This is a genomic window from Methylotuvimicrobium sp. (assembly GCF_050611805.1).
GTDB lineage: Bacteria > Pseudomonadota > Gammaproteobacteria > Methylococcales > Methylomonadaceae > Methylotuvimicrobium.
Genome location: NZ_JBNGHF010000015.1, coordinates 1 through 16118, shown reverse-complemented (window position 1 = coordinate 16118; position 16118 = coordinate 1). Strand labels below are relative to the sequence as shown.

Genomic DNA, 16118 nt, shown 5'->3' with positions numbered 1-16118 from the left:
CGATTTATATTCAATAGTTACTGTGAAAGTTCGTGTATTTGGACTCTTTATCTAATTTTTCGATATGCAACACAATGCCGGTTTCGAAGAGGGCGCGGTTGCTCGATCGGCAGGCGTCGACGGCAGGGCAGATTTTTGCTCCATGCAAACTGCATTCATGCCATCCCTGGCAATCTGATAGCCGCCGTCGAGCCTACATGGACGTATTGACCCAGCACCTAAATTCCATAGTCCATTGGCTATGGTTAACTATCTTGAATAATTTAGGTGCTGGGTTCACGGCGTCCTGTCGAGCGAGTGACCGCACCCTCCGCCACGCATCGCACTTTCATTTGCCGGGGCGATGGCCAGACCTTAATGAGCTTTATTGTAAAGAATGAACATGCCGGGAACCGTTTTCAATCAAAATTTAAGCGCTTTTTTCAAAGGATTTTACGGCGATCTACTCGCGCCGGTCGCCGGTATTGCTATGGCGCTGGCTTTCGCACCTTTCGATTATGCCTATTTGGCCTTCGTAGCCTTGGCGGTTATATTTGCGTCTTGGGAGGTTTTGACTCCCGCCCGCGCCGCCTTGAGGGGATTCTTGTTTGGCTTGGGTTTATTCGGCTTTGGCGTTTCATGGGTATTCGTCAGCGTTCGAGTCTATGGCGGGGCCGATTTGTTGAGTTCCGTATTGATCACGCTGTTATTTGTGTCGGTCTGGTCCCTCTTTCCGGCGATAACCGGATACTTGACGAGCGCGATCGTTCGTCGTTCACGCCAAACGATCTACGGCTTGATTCCGCCCTGCATCTGGATTTTAGTGGAATATATCCGAGGCAATTGGTTTCTTAACGGCTTTCCGTGGCTGCAAATCGCCTACTCGCAACTCGATACCCCCTTTTCGGGCTATATCCCTATCATTGGTGTATACGGCACCGGTTTTGTAATGGCTCTAAGCGCCGGCCTCGCGCTGCAATGCCGTCACGGTAAACGGCACATCGTGACGAATCTAATTCTGATTGCCATGCTTTTCGCGAGCGGCGCCCTATGCAAAAACATCTCATGGACCCATTCAATCGGAGAGAGCATTCGCGTCAGCTTATTGCAAGGCAATATTCCGCAGGAACAAAAATGGGCACCGGAAAACCGCGATGCAACGTTACGGAAATACCGCGAATTAACGGAAAAACATTGGTATTCCGACATTATCGTTTGGCCGGAAACATCGATTCCGGCTTATTATTCCGAAGTCGAAGAAAGTTTTATCGAACCGCTGGAGCGCGAAGCCATCGAACGCGACAGCGACATCATCGTCAGCCTCCCTATGAAAGGCGATCAACCTCACGTTAAATACAACTCGGTATTAGTACTCGGTAAACAGCGAAGTATTTATCATAAAAACCACTTACTGCCTTTCGGCGAATATTTGCCCTTACAACCTTTGTCCGGAAAAATTCTCGATTTTTTAAACATGCGTCTTGGACACTTCACACCGGGTGGAGACGATCAAACGTTGCCAATCGCGGCAGGATATCCGTTTGCGGCCTCGATCTGCTATGAAGACGCCATTAGCAGCGAAGCGCGAACGAAATTGCCGGATGCCGCTTTTTTAGTAAACGTTACCAACGACGCCTGGTTCGGACAATCGATAGAGCCTTTTCAACATCTGCAAATCGCCAGAATGCGCACACTCGAAACGGGCCGTTATCTATTGAGGGCCACTAATACCGGTGTAACAGCCATTGTTTCACCTATGGGCGGTATCGTTAAACAAGCAATACCTTTCGAAACGGCGGCAATCAGCGGCATAATAGAGCCGATGGGAGGTCTGACGCCTTATGCCAAAACCGGAGACACTCCAGCGATCTCGGTACTCATTGTTCTATTAATAGCAAGCATGTCGACTCAAATAAAATACAACCGCCGCACTCATAATCGTCAGCGGGATCAATACGAAAGAGGAAGCTATGATGACTGACTGGAGCAGTAACGAATTCGCCTCGTCAATCGACCTATTTAAGATAGACGTCAAGGACTTGCGCGTCGGCATGTATGTCTCGAAACTCGACCGCCCCTGGCTGGAAACGAATTTTTTGTTTCAAGGCTTCGAGCTGAAAAACGAAAACGACGTCAAAGCCGTCCAGCAACAATGCGACTATGTCTATATCGATGTCACGAAACAATCGAAAACCCCGCAAATCTATGCCAAGAGCACCGCTTACTCCAAGGATTTTTTGGAAAAACACACGCCGCCCGAAAAACGCTCGACATTCGCCAAAGAAATCAAGAATGCCGAATATGTTCATCATAAAACGAGCAATTTAGTCAAAAGCTTCATGGAGGAAGTTCGCCTTGGCAAGACCATCAATGTCGAGCTCGCTAAAAAAGCCGTCGCCGAATGCGTCGAAAGCATTATCAATGCTCCCGATGCGTTAATGTGGATGACGCAATTGAAAAAACGCGACGAATATACCGCTCAGCACAGCATGAATGTTTGCATTTACTCAATCGCGTTAGGCAGACATATCAATCTACCGATAGCCGAATTGCACCATGTCGGTTTGTGCGGAATGATGCATGACATGGGCAAAATGAAAATACCACTGGAAATTTTAAATAAGCCCGGAAAATTTACTTCCGAGGAACTGAAAATCATGCAAGGTCATACGACGCTGGGCTGGAAATTATTGATGGCCTCGCCAGGCATGTATGGCGGCGCCATCGACGTTGCTCATACCCATCATGAAAAGCTGGACGGCACCGGCTATCCGCGCCAATTAAAAGCAGAACAAATAACACCTTATGCACGCATCGTCGCCATTGCCGATATGTACGACGCGATCACCAGCGATAGAATTTATCAAAACGGCCGCACGCATCTCGAAGCCATCAGTATATTAACCAAAAATTCCGGTTCGCATCTCGACTCCTTGCTGACGATTAAATTCATCGAATGCCTGGGTATTTACCCGCCTGGAAGTGTTGTCGAATTGAACACCGGAGAAGTCGGGATTGTCGTCGAGGTAAACCCGAAAGCCAAGATCCGCCCGAAAATCATCTTGTTATTGGATGAACATAAACAACCGCGCCAAGAACGCTTGATCGATCTCTCGAAGTTGGATTTGGATGCTAGCGGTTATGCTTATAGCATTCGTAAGATTGAACGCCCTGACACCTATAATGTAGATGTGATCCAATATTACCAAAAGGGAATACTGAATGCGGCAATCGCCGCTTAATCTTGATTACGCCTCTCCGATAGAAGGCGACGAAAGTATGATAGGCAGCTAATGTAGGATGGGTAGAGCGGAGCGAAACCCATCATGGAACGTCAAGAGAATCATTGCAATAAATCGTGGGGTTGGCGAATGGCTGCGTTATCACAACCGTGTACCTGCGCTCAAACAAAGCGATGGGTTTCCGCTTCGCTGCTACCCATCCTTCGGCGGCACACACGAATCCCTACCGTTTTTATAGACTTTTTTAAACCTAGAAAAAGCATTTCACCATGAAGAACAATACTGTAATTCAATAACTTATCTACCTATTCAAACCATTTTTGCCCTTCTAAAAGGTGATTCAATATTTTAGGACAAGCTGCTGAAAGACTCCATGCAATTCATGGTTAAACTGCAGCATTTAGGATAATGGCTTTCCAATACGATAGCGCGGTAACTATTTATCGCGAAATACTGAGATCAAACTTTGCCGGTAATTTCGATGTGCAGCGCCCGAAACTCATCGGTAAGTTTATGATACGGCGCATAATAGACCAGCGGTTTCGATTCGCTGTGCGATTCCCTAATTTTTACCGACGGCGAAATTTTAGCGTCAAGCACAGGATGACCCTCGGTAATCAGATCCTCGACCAATTGCCTTGGCAAATTGGCTTGTTTTTGGTATTGATTGACGACGATGCCTTCGATTTCCAATTCTTGGTTATGATCAGCCTTGACTTCGGTCAAAGCATGCATCAGCGTATATAAGGCCTCGCGGGAAAATGCATCGCAATCGAACGGTATCAGACATTTATGCGCGGCAATCAATGCTGATTGACTATAAAAATTCAAGATCGGCGGAGTATCCATATAAACCGCATCGAATCCTTCCAGCTTTTCCAGGGCTTCTTTCAATTTGAAAATCTTGTATCGGGATTCCAGCCTGGCTTGTAAAGGCTCAAGTTCAGGATGAGAAGGAATCACAAAAAGATTCGGAAAAGGCGTTTCATGAATCACGTCCTCAAGCCCCGGATTATTACTGCCGAACAAACCGAGACCTAAACAATCCTTGAAAAACTTAGCAATGGTTTGATCCGAATTAGCGACTTTTCCGCCCAGTAGATACTGAGTCGCATTGCCTTGCATATCCAAATCCACGACTAACGTTTTTTTGCCTTCGACCGCACTGATTGCCGCCAAATTGCAAGAAATAGTAGACTTGCCGACTCCGCCTTTCTGGTTGAAAATGACCCTGCGCATTCTATGCTCCATAAAATCAGATAGTTAAAGTCGGCATTATAAGGTTTGGCAGGATAATATCAACACCAGCAATTCCCAATTTGAGAATAAAAAAGGGTGCGGAGTGTGCTTGGCGAGGATGTCGCGGCGTCAGGGAGCCGCCGCCAAGCCCCCCATGGATGGGTTTACGGCGTTCCTCGACAGGAATACCCCGCACCCTGAACACGGAGAAACTTCTCAAACTGAGAATTTCTGATATCAACACCGAACAAAAGTATCGGCTCCGCAGGCCGGACATTTTGGAATCTCGCTGATCGTTTTAAACGAAATTTCCTTATTGCATTGATCGCAAACAAACGTGCCGGGACTGGCAATTTCACCACTATGATAGGTATTGACTTCGGCAATCGCCCTGAATTTGGCTAATTCGACGCTAGTTTTATCGGCCAAACTCATAAATTCCTCCAGCGCGAAATTTTCGAGTAAATCGATATCGAATTTCAGCCATTCGGACAAATCGTCATCATCCTCACTTTCATTACGCGAATGCGCCGCATGCACGACATCGCGCTTGACGTAATCGGATACTTTATTAATTTCTTCCTGCGTCAAACCGCCAAGTTCGCTGGTCTTTTCCTTGGCTTGTTCGAGCGCATGAGCCAAAGAATGTATACCATCATCCATCACCTCATAAAGGTGTTCCATCAAATTGTTATAGGCTTTAATTAATTTATTGTCACTCATACGATGAACTCCTTAAAATGAGGCTTTAGATTTAAACAAGTGTACTGTATTCTAATATATTTGACCGGAAAAGATGAGAAGGATGGAAGAAAGTTACAAGCCGTTAGAAATCGAGCAAGCGATTCAACAATCCTGGGAAGACACCAACGCCTTTGCGGCCCATGAAGATTCGAATCGCGAAAAATATTACTGCCTATCGATGTTCCCCTACCCCAGCGGCAAACTGCATATGGGCCATGTTCGGAATTATACGATAGGCGATGTGATCAGTCGATTTCAGCGCATGCAAGGCAAGAACGTCCTACAACCGATGGGCTGGGATGCTTTCGGTTTGCCGGCCGAAAATGCCGCGATGCAGCACGGCGTTCACCCGGCCGACTGGACCTACGAAAACATCGAATACATGCGCGACCAGTTGAAACGTCTCGGTTTCGGTTACGACTGGAACCGAGAACTGGCGACTTGCGATCCCGATTATTACCGCTGGGAGCAATGGTTTTTCTTGAAACTGTTTGAGAAAGGCTTGGTTTACAAAAAAACCGCACCGGTCAATTGGTGTCCGCACGACCTGACAGTGCTCGCTAACGAACAGGTTATCGACGGCTGCTGCTGGCGCTGCGACACGCCGGTCGAACGCAAAGAAATTTCGCAGTGGTTCCTGAAAATCACCGCTTATGCCGATGAATTGCTGCAAGCCCTAGAAACTCTGGACGGCTGGCCGGAACAGGTCAGAACGATGCAGGCTAACTGGATCGGTCGCTCCGAAGGCGTCGAAATGGATTTTTCGGTTCCCGGCGAAATCGAAGCACTCAGAATCTACACGACACGCCCCGACACCTTGATGGGCGTAACTTACTTGGCCGTTGCCGCCGAACATCCCTTGGCTCTTAAAGCCGCCGAAAACAATGCCGAAATCGCGCGCTTTGTCGAGGAATGCAAAGTCATGGAAACCTCCGAAGCGGCGATGGAAACCATGGAGAAAAAAGGCATCGATTCCGGCATCAAGGCCGTGCATCCGATCAGCGGCGAACAAGTATCGGTTTGGATCGCTAATTTTGTGTTGATGGGTTACGGCACTGGCGCGGTCATGGCGGTGCCGGCGCACGACCAGCGCGATTTTGAATTCGCGCACAAATACGGCATTGCTATCAAGCAGGTCATTCATTCGCTCGACGATTCCGACGACAGCTGCGCCGAACAAGCCTTTACCGACAAAGGGATACTGCGCAATTCGGGTGAATTCGACGGCTTGACTTCCGAGCAAGCTTTCATCGCGATCGCCGAAAAACTTGAAAAAGAAGACCGCGGCACGCGCAAGACCAATTTCAGACTACGCGACTGGGGCGTTTCGAGACAGCGCTATTGGGGCGCGCCGGTTCCGATTATCTATTGCGACGACTGCGGCACGGTCCCGGTTCCGGAAGATCAACTGCCGGTAACATTACCGCGCGATGTCGTGCTTGACGGTTCGCAATCGCCATTGGTCGCGCATCCGACCTTTTCGCATGTCGACTGCCCGAAATGCGGCAAACCGGCCCAGCGCGAAACCGACACCTTCGATACCTTCATGGAATCGTCATGGTATTTCGCGCGTTTCGCAAGCCCCAAGGCGGACTCGATGGTCGACGAAGCCGCGAAATACTGGCTGCCGGTCGATCAATACATCGGCGGCATCGAACACGCAATCCTACATCTCCTGTACGCCCGTTTTTTTACTAAATTGATGCGCGACGAGGGCATGCCGGTACCCGACGAGCCGTTCAAGAACTTGCTGACGCAAGGCATGGTGCTGAAAGACGGCAGCAAGATGTCGAAATCGAAAGGCAACACGGTTGACCCGCAGGCCTTGATCGATCAATACGGCGCCGACACGGTACGCTTGTTCATCATGTTTGCATCGCCGCCCGAACAATCGCTCGAATGGTCCGACAGCGGCGTCGAAGGCGCGTTCCGTTTTCTACGCCGTCTTTGGAAACAGGTCCATCAGCATGTTCAAAACGATCTACCGACGCCTGGACTTGACCGCAATGCATTGACCGACGATGAAAAAAACCTTCGCCGGCAACTGCACCAAACCATCGAAAAAGTCACCGACGACCTGGGCAGGCGACATACCTTTAATACCGCGATCGCCGCGAACATGGAACTTTTAAACGCCATTGCCAAATTTACCACCGACTCGAACAACGCCAAGGCTATACGTCAAGAAGCGCTCAGCGCGATCGTACTGATGCTGTCTCCTATCGTTCCGCATATCTGTCAGCGGCTTTGGGAACATTTAGAACAAAGCGGCAGTCTTCTGGATACCGAATGGCCCAAAACAGACCCTAACGCCATGCAACTCGACACGCTCGAAATCGTCGTGCAGGTCAACGGCAAGCTACGCGGTAAAATTTCAGTGGCTGCCAGCGCTTCGAAGGAGCAAATTGAAGCCATTGCACTCGGCGATGATAATGTCATACGCTTTATCGAAGACAAACCTGTCAAAAAAGTCATTGTCGTACCGAATAAATTAGTCAATATAGTTGTATGAACCGAGGTCGCGTATGAGATTAAAAATAGCCCTGCTAATTTTACTGACATTGGCGTTAAGCGCCTGCGGATACCGACTACAAGGAACGGTCGACCTCCCCGACAATATCAACAAGGTTTATCTGCAGGGAGTTTCAGGCAATCTGCGCGACCACTTTACCCGTACATTGAGATCGTCTCCCGTGCGCATCGTCGAGTCGGCCAGCCAAGCCGAATTGGTGATCAATACGTTGAATGAAAGACTGGATAGGCGAGTATTGTCATTAAGCTCCATCGGCAAAGCAAACGAGTTCGAATTAAATTACAAATTGGAATACGAACTTTTGGATAATCAAGGAGCCGTTCTTGCTCGCAATCAATCGGTCGAAATTATCCGGGAATATTACAACGACCAGGAAGCGGTCATTGCTCAAGCCAACGAGGAACAAGTAATTATTAACGAAATGTACAAACAAGCTGTACGGTCAATTCTCGACCGTACACGAACCCAACTTCACAAATATTAAGTCTTGCGTTTAAAAGCGGAACAACTCGAAGCGGCGCTGAATAAAAATTTGGCACCGATCTATTTGATTGCAAGCGACGAACCGTTGCAACTGGGTGAGGCCGCCGACGCCGTACGGCGCGCCGCCAAAAAAGCCGGATTCGAAAATCGCGAAGTATTGACCGTCGACGCTCATTTTGAATGGGCTTCGCTCGGCGAATCTGCCGATTCATTCAGTATTTTTGCCGATAAAAAAATCATCGATTTACGCCTACCCTCCGGCAAGCCCGGCGCGGAAGGCTCAAAAGCATTGACCGAATATTGCTCACACCTGCCCGAAGACACATTACTGCTCATCACATCCGGCAAACTCGACAGCGCTTCATTAAAATCCAAATGGGCTCAAGCCTTGGATAAGGCTGGCGTCATCATCCAAATATGGCCTCCATCAGGGCAAGACCTCATCAACTGGTTGCAAAAACGGATGGCGACTAAAGGATTATCCGGCGACCGAGAGGGGGTGCGCGTATTGGCCGGCCGGGTCGAAGGCAATTTGCTGGCTGCCGCACAGGAAATCGAAAAGCTTTTTGTGCTGTACGGCCCCAAACAACTGAGCCGACACGATATCGAATCGGCCGTCGCGGATAGCTCGCGTTACGATGTCTTTAATCTTTGCGATGTAATGCTGGCCGGAAAAATCGGCCGCATTCTGAAAATGCTGCAAGGCTTGAAGTCGGAAGGCACTGCGGAACCCCTTGTGTTGTGGGCATTGACCCGGGACATCCGTTTACTAATATCGGTCAAAACCGCCCGAAATCAAGGCTTTTCCAAAGATCAGGCGCTCAAAAACGCCCACGTATGGGAAAACCGAAAGGGCTTGATCCTTGGAGCCGAACAACGCCTTAAACTAGCGCAATTGAATAAAGCCCTGCTGATGAGTACGGAAGCTGACCGGCGAATCAAAGGGGCTTCCAAGGGCAACGCTTGGGATACACTAACTCAAATCTGCCTACTGATCGGAGGCGCCGAAGTCATGGCAGAAACAATCTAAACCGAGCTCCCTCAAAACGACTGTCGTTATCGATTCGCACGATACCGTTTTTCGTTCCATTGCCATGCAACTCGGCAATCGTTGCCGCGAAAAACAACCCAAGGCCGGTATTACCCGGCCCATTCGCAACCGGATGCGACAAATCCGCTATCAATTCCGCTGGATAACCCTCGCCGTCGTCCTCGACCTGAAAACAAACCGAATCGCCGGATTGATAAGCCGACAACACAATCGTTTTGCGGCAATAGCGCTGGGCGTTATTAATGATCGAATTCAGCAAGGTGTTAATTAATCCACTATCGCAATAACAATACAGGTCGTCAGCACATTCAACGATCAGGCCTATACCACCCAAAGCCAGCACCCCCTTCTGTTGAGCAACCACATCATCGAGTATATCTTTGACCTGATACTCGTCGATTACCGGACTAAACAGCGACGAATCGATTTTGTACAATATCAACAATTGCATCAGACTGCTATTCATGCGAGTTGCTTCAAACTCCAGCTGCCGAAACTCAGGAGTTTCTGCAACACCATCAAGCTTAGCTAATTGTGCAATCAATTCGCGGGCGGTCGACAACGAATTTTTGATATCATGAATCGACGCGGCCAAAATCGTCGGAAAATTATTGATGGGGGATGTAGACATTAGACCTTGGATTCGTTCACGGCAGACATTTTTTCCAATTGCATCAACATATTCCCGATTTTGTCCGGATTAACGCCATATTTGGCGGCTTTCTTGATCAAGTCTTGAGCCTTTGCAAATTTGTGTTGATTAAATCCCGATTTTTTCAAATCATAAATCAAAATCTTGATCATATTGATCATAATCGTTTTATTTTCGGGCATAATCTCGGCCGCTTCTTCAAAGACCCGCATCGCTTCCAATAGCTTCCCTCGCTTAAACAGATCGACCCCTTTGTTATTGATTTCGATCAAGGCCTGCTTAATCGGTGCAATCAATGCATCCGCATGGTGCTCGCTGCCGATACTACCCAACATTGCCTTGACGTTGCCGATAAAATGTTCGTCATCGATATTATTCTTGATCAATTGATCCAGTATCGCGTTCGCCGACTCATCGTTTCCCTTTAAATAATGCGCTTTAACGACATCCATGCGCAAGTCATTCGGAATTTTATCACCCAACTTTTCGCACAACTCCTGCGCAGTCCGATAAGCCTGCTCCGACATTTCTTCATCACCGATTTGCTGGTAGACTTCGGTCTCCAATGCCGCCGCTCGAAGTTCGGCTTCAGGGTCGTTGACATACTGTTTGCGCATGTCTTTCAGAGTATTCAGCGCAGCGGCGCTATTATTGGTCTTTGAATAGACTTTGGCCAACCCGGAAAAATCTCCGGAAGACTTGTGAACGGAGTTTTTGCCTAAATTGACGGCCGATCGATAAGCCTTTTCGGCGATTTCCAGATGCCCTGTTTTATCGGCTAAAGTCGCTAATTTCTTATGCCGCAAAATGGCCTGCGGAGAAATATTGGTCGCCTTATCTAACGCGGCTTGGGCATTTAGATAATCGCCGCTTGCTTCATGAGCCTTGGCCAACCAATCATAAGCTTCCAACATCATCGGCTGACTGTCGATTAGCTTCTGAAAAACATCAATCGCCGATTCATAATCGTTCTGCAAATAAGCGATAACGCCCAATCCCAGACGTGCCCAATTAAGCTCTCGCGCGGCCAACACTTCGCGGTAAATATTATCCGCTTTTTTAAAATCGCCGATATTAACAGCCAATTCGGCACGAATTTTCTGCAAATGCAAATGCATTTTCCGGTTGTCTTCTTGGAGCTTGCTATCGCAATACTGTATCGCCAGACTATAATTTTCGGCCTCGATTGCCTGTTCTATATTGGCGAAAAACTCTTTTTTAGTTTGATTTCTTTCCAGCCGCATCAGTAATTGTTGACCGTTAAAAGGCTTAGTCAAATACTCGTCAGGCTTACTCTCCATAGCCCCCAAGACCATACTTTGATTTTGTTCCGCCGTTACCATAATAAAAATCGCATTGTAAGGTAACAATTTACGAAACCTGGCTTCCTCCAATACTTGCTGTCCGTTCTTCCCCTCGCCCAAATTGTAATCGCACAAAACGACATCGAAACGCTCCCTTTTCATCGCGGCAATCGCAGTTAGACCATTGGCCGCTTCGACGATATGTTGCACATCGAGCGTATATAACAATTCGCGTATCGCTTTACGCATATTAGCCAGATCTTCGACGATCAGAAATTTTTTGGACTTTAGATTCAGATTCATGAAAGCAATTTTAACCATAGTTTCTAAAGTGTCTAGCTCATGACTTGAAAAAAATCCAAGTGCCCCCACATCAAATGCAAATTTCTTTTGAATCGATAAGAGGATAATCAAGCATGACCGTTGAAGCAAAAAAAGAAACCCGAGGCTTTGAAACCGAAGTCAAACACTTGCTACACCTAATGATCCATTCCTTGTACAGCAACAAGGAAATCTTTTTACGCGAACTCATCTCCAACGCCTCCGACGCCGCCGACAAACTGCGTTTTGAATCCTTATCCAACGATGGACTCTACGATGGCGACAGCGAATTAAAAATTCGGCTCGAATTCGACAAGGATAAACGCACGCTCACCGTGATCGACAACGGCATCGGCATGAATCGTCAAGAAGTTCAAGAACATATCGGCACGATAGCCAAATCCGGCACCAAACAATTCTTCGAATCATTGACCGGCGACCAAGCCAAAGACAGCGAGCTAATCGGCCAATTCGGCGTCGGCTTTTATTCGTCGTTCATCGTCGCGGACAAAGTCACGTTGAAAACTCGTAAAGCCGGTGCTTCTCATGAAGAGGGCGTGCTTTGGGAATCCTCTGGCGAAGGCGAATACACGCTGGAATCGATCGACAAACCGCAACGCGGCACAGAAATCGTTCTGCATCTGAAAGAAGGCGAGGACGAGTTTCTCGACGACTGGCGTCTGCGCTCTATCGTGCGTAAATATTCCGATCATATCTCATTACCGATCGTAATGGACAAGGAAATTCCGGCCGAAACCGACGATGAAGGCAACGAAACCGCGCCGGCACGCATCGAGGAAGAAACGGTCAACAGCGCATCGGCCTTATGGACCAAAGCACGCCAAGATATTTCCGAACAGGATTACAACGAATTTTACAAGCATGTCGGACACGACTTCCAAGACCCGCTTGCACATATCCACAGCAAGGTCGAAGGCACGAACGAATATACCCTGCTGCTGTACATCCCATCCCGCGCACCTTTCGATTTATGGGATCGCGACGCCAAACACGGCGTGAAACTTTATATCAAAAAAGTCTTCATCACCGATGACGCCGAACAATTGATGCCGCGTTACCTACGCTTCATCCGCGGTGTGATCGACGCGAATTCGCTACCGTTGAACGTTTCGCGAGAAATCTTGCAGCAAAGTAAACAAATCAGCACAATCAAATCCGGCGCCGTCAAGAAAGTGCTGGGACTGATCGAAGGCCTGGCTAAAAACGAAGCCGAAAAATACGAAACCTTCTGGTCCAATTTCGGTAATGTCATTAAAGAAGGCATTATTGAAGACTTTAGTAACAAAGACCGCATCGCAAAATTACTGCGTTTTTCTTCAACCCAAACCGACAGCGAAAAACAGGACGTCTCACTCGAAGACTATGTTGGCCGCATGAAAGAAGGCCAAGAAAAAATCTATTTCATCACGGCAGACAGCTTCGCGGCCGCGAAAAACAGCCCGCACTTGGAAATTTTCCGCAAAAAAGGCATCGAAGTACTGCTATTGTCCGATCGTATCGACGAATGGCTGGTCTCAAGCCTGACCGAATTCGACGACAAGCCTATGCAATCGGTCGCGAAAGGCGATCTGGACTTAGGCAAACTGGAAGACGAAGAAGAGAAAAAACAGCAGGAAGAAGTCAACAAAGACTTCGAGTCGGTCGTCAATCAAATCAAGGAAGTGCTGAAAGACAAAGTCAGCGAAGTGCGTCTGTCGCACCGTCTGACCGAGTCCCCTTCATGCCTGGTCAGCGATGTTTACGGCATGAGCCTGAACATGGAGCGGATCATGAAAGAAGCCGGCCAAAAAATGCCCGGCAGCAAACCGATATTCGAGCTGAATCCGACTCACGCGTTGGTCACTCGCCTGAAAGAGGAGCAAGACGACCAACGTTTTGCAGACCTGACAAACATCTTGTTCGACCAGGCGATCCTGAGCGAAGGCGGACAATTGGACGACCCATCGGCGTTCGTACATAAATTGAACGAACTACTGCAGGGATTGTTGAAATAAATGAGAAAAAGGCCGGGAAACCGGCCTTTTTTTGGCCATGTTCACATGAAGAAGGCTGTAGGGTGCGCTGTGCATACCACGGCAGTATCAGCCGTAGTTTAACTTGCCCTCGTGTGTTGCCTTGTGCCGACATTAGGCGCGCGCAGCGTACTCTACGATTCACTTTGGATTTATAGGTGCTTCCAACAGTGGCGGGGGGTTTTGACTATTACCGCATACATAGCTTTTTTGAACCACCGATCAAATCAAATCCGGCGCGCATTGTTCCAGCAAAGTATTTAGTGCCGGCTACCGCCTGGGCTTTTATGCCGTTAAATGCCGGAAATCATGAAGTCCAATGCGGCAATAATTTCAGAGCGATAATGTGAAAGGTCACAAATTTGTTTACCAAGATATTTTCGATCTATGCCAGCAATTTGCTGGGTGAGTGCAATAAAAAATTTGCCATCAATTTCTAAGGTAGGACTTAGCTTTGTAATTGCCGCTTTACTTGCAAGGTTAGTAGGGCAAAGCGGAATGACGACTGTGGTTCGTAACTCGTCAAGTAAGTTGGATTGAATATCCAAAAGGTAAGGGTAGGCTTTCATGGTTGCTTTGTTTGAATTCTCGTAAGCCCTGAACTGAGCCACTAAAAGCTCCTCAAATCGTCGCTAAAGTTTCCATGATCCTCTACCAATTGATTGTACGCTTCGATGGCAATCTTGTTTTCGCACATCCAAAGTTCTCGTTGCCGAGCGTTTACTAATTCGGTTAGAGCTTTTTCCAAGGTTGCCGACAAATTGATCTTTAGTTCTTTCGCTTTAACAAGTAAATCACTGTTGATACTGACGTTTGTTGGTTTTTTTGGGGCGTGAGCGTCAAAGACCTGGGACATGCGCATATCTCCTCGATAACTAATGCGCATATAATATGCACATTAGTTATGAGACGCAAGACACATACAGGACAAACGCATTAAAACACTATAGAAAATCAAATAGTTAAAATATTCCTTTTTTCCTGGTTAACTATAAAGATTTAGTTTATTTGAAACCTAAATAAGGCTTTGTGTCGCTATCGCGACGCTTATGTGTAGTCGGTTCGCGGACCGACAACCGCGATACTTTTCTTTGCTTGTCCAAAGAAAAGTATCCAAAAGAAAAGACACCCGGAGGCCGCTGCATCCTGCGCGCTGACGATTTTGCCGAGGGTTTTCGGAAGGGCTATCCCTAGCCCTCCGAAAACGAGCGGCATCCCTGCCGCTCCCCTAACGGGCTATTCTCGGCAAAATCGCCAATGCTCGGCGCGGCCTAACGGGGCCCAGGGAGGGGTACCATAAGTTAAGCCGAATTGACTAAGCGTTCTAAGCAACAGGATAACATATTGATATGTTGATTATTTTAATGCGTTTGCCCTGAAGACACATAACGAAAGGGAATAAGTTAGGCAACCGACACCGCGATTTTTGTTCGTATTCATTAGTTAGTATTGAAGGCGGACAACTGTATTGCCCGCCTTGCCATGCATACATCAACCGCCGAACGCCCGTTTAACGAATTCCGGCTGCGCCAATGCAGCGCGGTGGATGTCGACGTTGTAATATTCGGTCGCAAACGGTTTATTCGCCGAATCCTCCTGCTTGAAACCTCCCAATGCCTTCTTGCCGGCGATTGTCGCGCTCCACCAACCGGACGGGTAAATGCATTGCGGGAAAAACAGCGTTTGCAGATGATCGAAGCCGGCCGCGCTCATTGCATTGCGCATGGCTTGCATCAGATTTAAATGATAAAGAGCAGACTCGGATTGTTGTATGACCATGCCGTTTTCGGACAGGCAATTCAAACAATCGCGGTAAAACGCTTCGCCGAATAAGCCTTCGGCCGGTCCTACCGGATCGGTGCTATCGACGATGATGATGTCGACCGAACCGGGCGCGGCGTCTTTGACCCATTTGATGCCGTCAATAAACTTCAGCTCGGCTCGGGGATCGTCGTTCGACTCGCATAATTCCGGGAAATAAATTTCGGCCAGCCGCGTCACGCGCTCGTCGATGTCGATCTGCACGACTTCTTCTACCCCCGGATGCTTCAAAACTTCCCTCAGAGTTCCACAGTCGCCGCCGCCGATAATCCATACCCGTTTCGGATCGGGATGCGTGAACAACACAGGATGGCTCATCATTTCGTGATAGAAGAAGTTGTCGCGGGTCGAAACCATCGTGCAGCCGTCGATCACCATCAGATTTCCGAAATCCTCTGTTTCATAGATTTCGAGAAATTGAAAATCGGATTGTTCTTCGTGCAACTTGCGTTTGATTTTTAACGAAAACGCCGATCCTGCGCCGGGAGCTTGTTCGGTAAACCATTCAGTTGGGTTCATTATTGGGTAATCCTGTTGGAAACGTTTAAAATGGCACCATTATATTAGAAATTTGCTCATGACTCAGTAGCTAGAAAAAATAGACGTTCGAATAACGCCGATTTAGGATTTCGTGAAAAATAATTTCCTTATGCTATGAGTCTTGTAGCGGGTTCGGTAACTCGCTTGACAGGACGCCGTGAACCCAGCACCTAAAT

The 16118-nt window shown here is 47.9% G+C and carries 13 protein-coding genes; 6 read left to right on the top strand and 7 right to left on the bottom strand.

Annotated features, from left to right (window positions below; genetic code table 11):
- Positions 1-382 precede the first annotated feature (382 nt).
- Together lnt and ACRJJO_RS09360 are read left to right on the top strand one after the other, a co-directional pair.
- Complete coding sequence (gene lnt, locus ACRJJO_RS09365) at positions 383-1960, top strand: apolipoprotein N-acyltransferase (RefSeq protein ID WP_431065521.1); 1578 nt, start codon at positions 383-385, stop codon at positions 1958-1960.
- Entirely contained in the window at positions 1953-3221 is a 1269-nt protein-coding gene (locus ACRJJO_RS09360; protein ID WP_431065520.1) for an HD-GYP domain-containing protein, read from the top strand. The genes lnt and ACRJJO_RS09360 overlap by 8 nt, the downstream gene beginning before the upstream one ends.
- Before the next feature lie 459 nt (positions 3222-3680).
- Here ACRJJO_RS09360 and ACRJJO_RS09355 read toward each other — a convergent pair whose 3' ends face one another.
- Together ACRJJO_RS09355 and ACRJJO_RS09350 are read right to left on the bottom strand one after the other, a co-directional pair.
- Positions 3681-4460, bottom strand: a complete 780-nt coding sequence (locus ACRJJO_RS09355) for a ParA family protein (RefSeq protein ID WP_431065519.1) — start codon at positions 4458-4460, stop codon at positions 3681-3683.
- Between the two features lie 237 nt (positions 4461-4697).
- Positions 4698-5183: a zinc ribbon-containing protein gene (locus ACRJJO_RS09350; protein ID WP_341326324.1), complete on the bottom strand. Its 486-nt coding sequence runs from the start codon at positions 5181-5183 to the stop codon at positions 4698-4700.
- Positions 5184-5265: 82 nt separating this feature from the next.
- On the opposite strand from ACRJJO_RS09350, the gene leuS reads away from it, so the two are divergent.
- From leuS to holA, 3 genes are read left to right on the top strand one after another with little or no spacing between them, the layout of a single operon-like run.
- Positions 5266-7716, top strand: coding sequence for a leucine--tRNA ligase (leuS, locus tag ACRJJO_RS09345; protein ID WP_431065518.1), 2451 nt, complete (start codon positions 5266-5268; stop codon positions 7714-7716).
- A 13-nt stretch (positions 7717-7729) separates the two neighbouring features.
- A complete protein-coding gene (lptE, locus tag ACRJJO_RS09340) occupies positions 7730-8221 on the top strand; it encodes an LPS assembly lipoprotein LptE (protein ID WP_431065517.1) in 492 nt (163 codons plus the stop codon).
- Positions 8222-8224: 3 nt separating this feature from the next.
- Positions 8225-9250: a DNA polymerase III subunit delta gene (holA, locus tag ACRJJO_RS09335; protein ID WP_431065516.1), complete on the top strand. Its 1026-nt coding sequence runs from the start codon at positions 8225-8227 to the stop codon at positions 9248-9250.
- Here holA and ACRJJO_RS09330 read toward each other — a convergent pair.
- Positions 9231-9902 carry a sensor histidine kinase gene (locus tag ACRJJO_RS09330; RefSeq protein ID WP_404359911.1) on the bottom strand — a complete coding sequence of 224 codons (672 nt, stop codon included), beginning with the start codon at positions 9900-9902 and terminating at the stop codon, positions 9231-9233. The two genes, holA and ACRJJO_RS09330, sit on opposite strands and share 20 nt — an antisense overlap.
- The gene (locus tag ACRJJO_RS09325) at positions 9902-11548 is read right to left on the bottom strand and encodes a response regulator (RefSeq protein WP_431065515.1); all 1647 of its coding nucleotides are present in this window, start codon (positions 11546-11548) and stop codon (positions 9902-9904) included. Before ACRJJO_RS09325 ends, ACRJJO_RS09330 begins: the two co-directional genes overlap by 1 nt.
- A 95-nt stretch (positions 11549-11643) precedes the next feature.
- Between ACRJJO_RS09325 and htpG the strand changes: the two genes are divergently transcribed.
- Positions 11644-13563, top strand: coding sequence for a molecular chaperone HtpG (gene htpG / locus ACRJJO_RS09320; protein WP_431065514.1), 1920 nt, complete (start codon positions 11644-11646; stop codon positions 13561-13563).
- A 311-nt stretch (positions 13564-13874) separates the two neighbouring features.
- On the opposite strand, the gene ACRJJO_RS09315 is transcribed toward htpG, so the two are convergent.
- The 3 genes from ACRJJO_RS09315 to speE all read right to left on the bottom strand — a co-directional run bounded on the left by ACRJJO_RS09315 (position 13875) and on the right by speE (position 15921).
- Complete coding sequence (locus tag ACRJJO_RS09315) at positions 13875-14192, bottom strand: CcdB family protein (RefSeq protein WP_431065513.1); 318 nt, start codon at positions 14190-14192, stop codon at positions 13875-13877.
- The gene (locus tag ACRJJO_RS09310) at positions 14192-14437 is read right to left on the bottom strand and encodes a type II toxin-antitoxin system CcdA family antitoxin (protein ID WP_431065512.1); all 246 of its coding nucleotides are present in this window, start codon (positions 14435-14437) and stop codon (positions 14192-14194) included. Before ACRJJO_RS09310 ends, ACRJJO_RS09315 begins: the two co-directional genes overlap by 1 nt.
- Positions 14438-15072: 635 nt before the next feature.
- A complete protein-coding gene (gene speE / locus ACRJJO_RS09305; RefSeq protein ID WP_431065511.1) occupies positions 15073-15921 on the bottom strand; it encodes a polyamine aminopropyltransferase in 849 nt (282 codons plus the stop codon).
- Positions 15922-16118 lie beyond the last annotated feature (197 nt).

Bases quoted from the DNA above. Each gene is read 5' to 3' on its own strand.
- lnt (WP_431065521.1), top strand. From the start codon at position 383: ATGCCGGGAACCGTTTTCAATCAAAATTTAAGCGCTTTTTTCAAAGGA.
- ACRJJO_RS09360 (WP_431065520.1), top strand. From the start codon at position 1,953: ATGACTGACTGGAGCAGTAACGAATTCGCCTCGTCAATCGACCTATTT.
- ACRJJO_RS09355 (WP_431065519.1), bottom strand. From the start codon at position 4,460: ATGCGCAGGGTCATTTTCAACCAGAAAGGCGGAGTCGGCAAGTCTACT.
- ACRJJO_RS09350 (WP_341326324.1), bottom strand. From the start codon at position 5,183: ATGAGTGACAATAAATTAATTAAAGCCTATAACAATTTGATGGAACAC.
- leuS (WP_431065518.1), top strand. From the start codon at position 5,266: ATGGAAGAAAGTTACAAGCCGTTAGAAATCGAGCAAGCGATTCAACAA.
- lptE (WP_431065517.1), top strand. From the start codon at position 7,730: ATGAGATTAAAAATAGCCCTGCTAATTTTACTGACATTGGCGTTAAGC.
- ACRJJO_RS09330 (WP_404359911.1), bottom strand. From the start codon at position 9,902: ATGTCTACATCCCCCATCAATAATTTTCCGACGATTTTGGCCGCGTCG.
- ACRJJO_RS09325 (WP_431065515.1), bottom strand. From the start codon at position 11,548: ATGGTTAAAATTGCTTTCATGAATCTGAATCTAAAGTCCAAAAAATTT.
- htpG (WP_431065514.1), top strand. From the start codon at position 11,644: ATGACCGTTGAAGCAAAAAAAGAAACCCGAGGCTTTGAAACCGAAGTC.
- ACRJJO_RS09310 (WP_431065512.1), bottom strand. From the start codon at position 14,437: ATGTCCCAGGTCTTTGACGCTCACGCCCCAAAAAAACCAACAAACGTC.
- speE (WP_431065511.1), bottom strand. From the start codon at position 15,921: ATGAACCCAACTGAATGGTTTACCGAACAAGCTCCCGGCGCAGGATCG.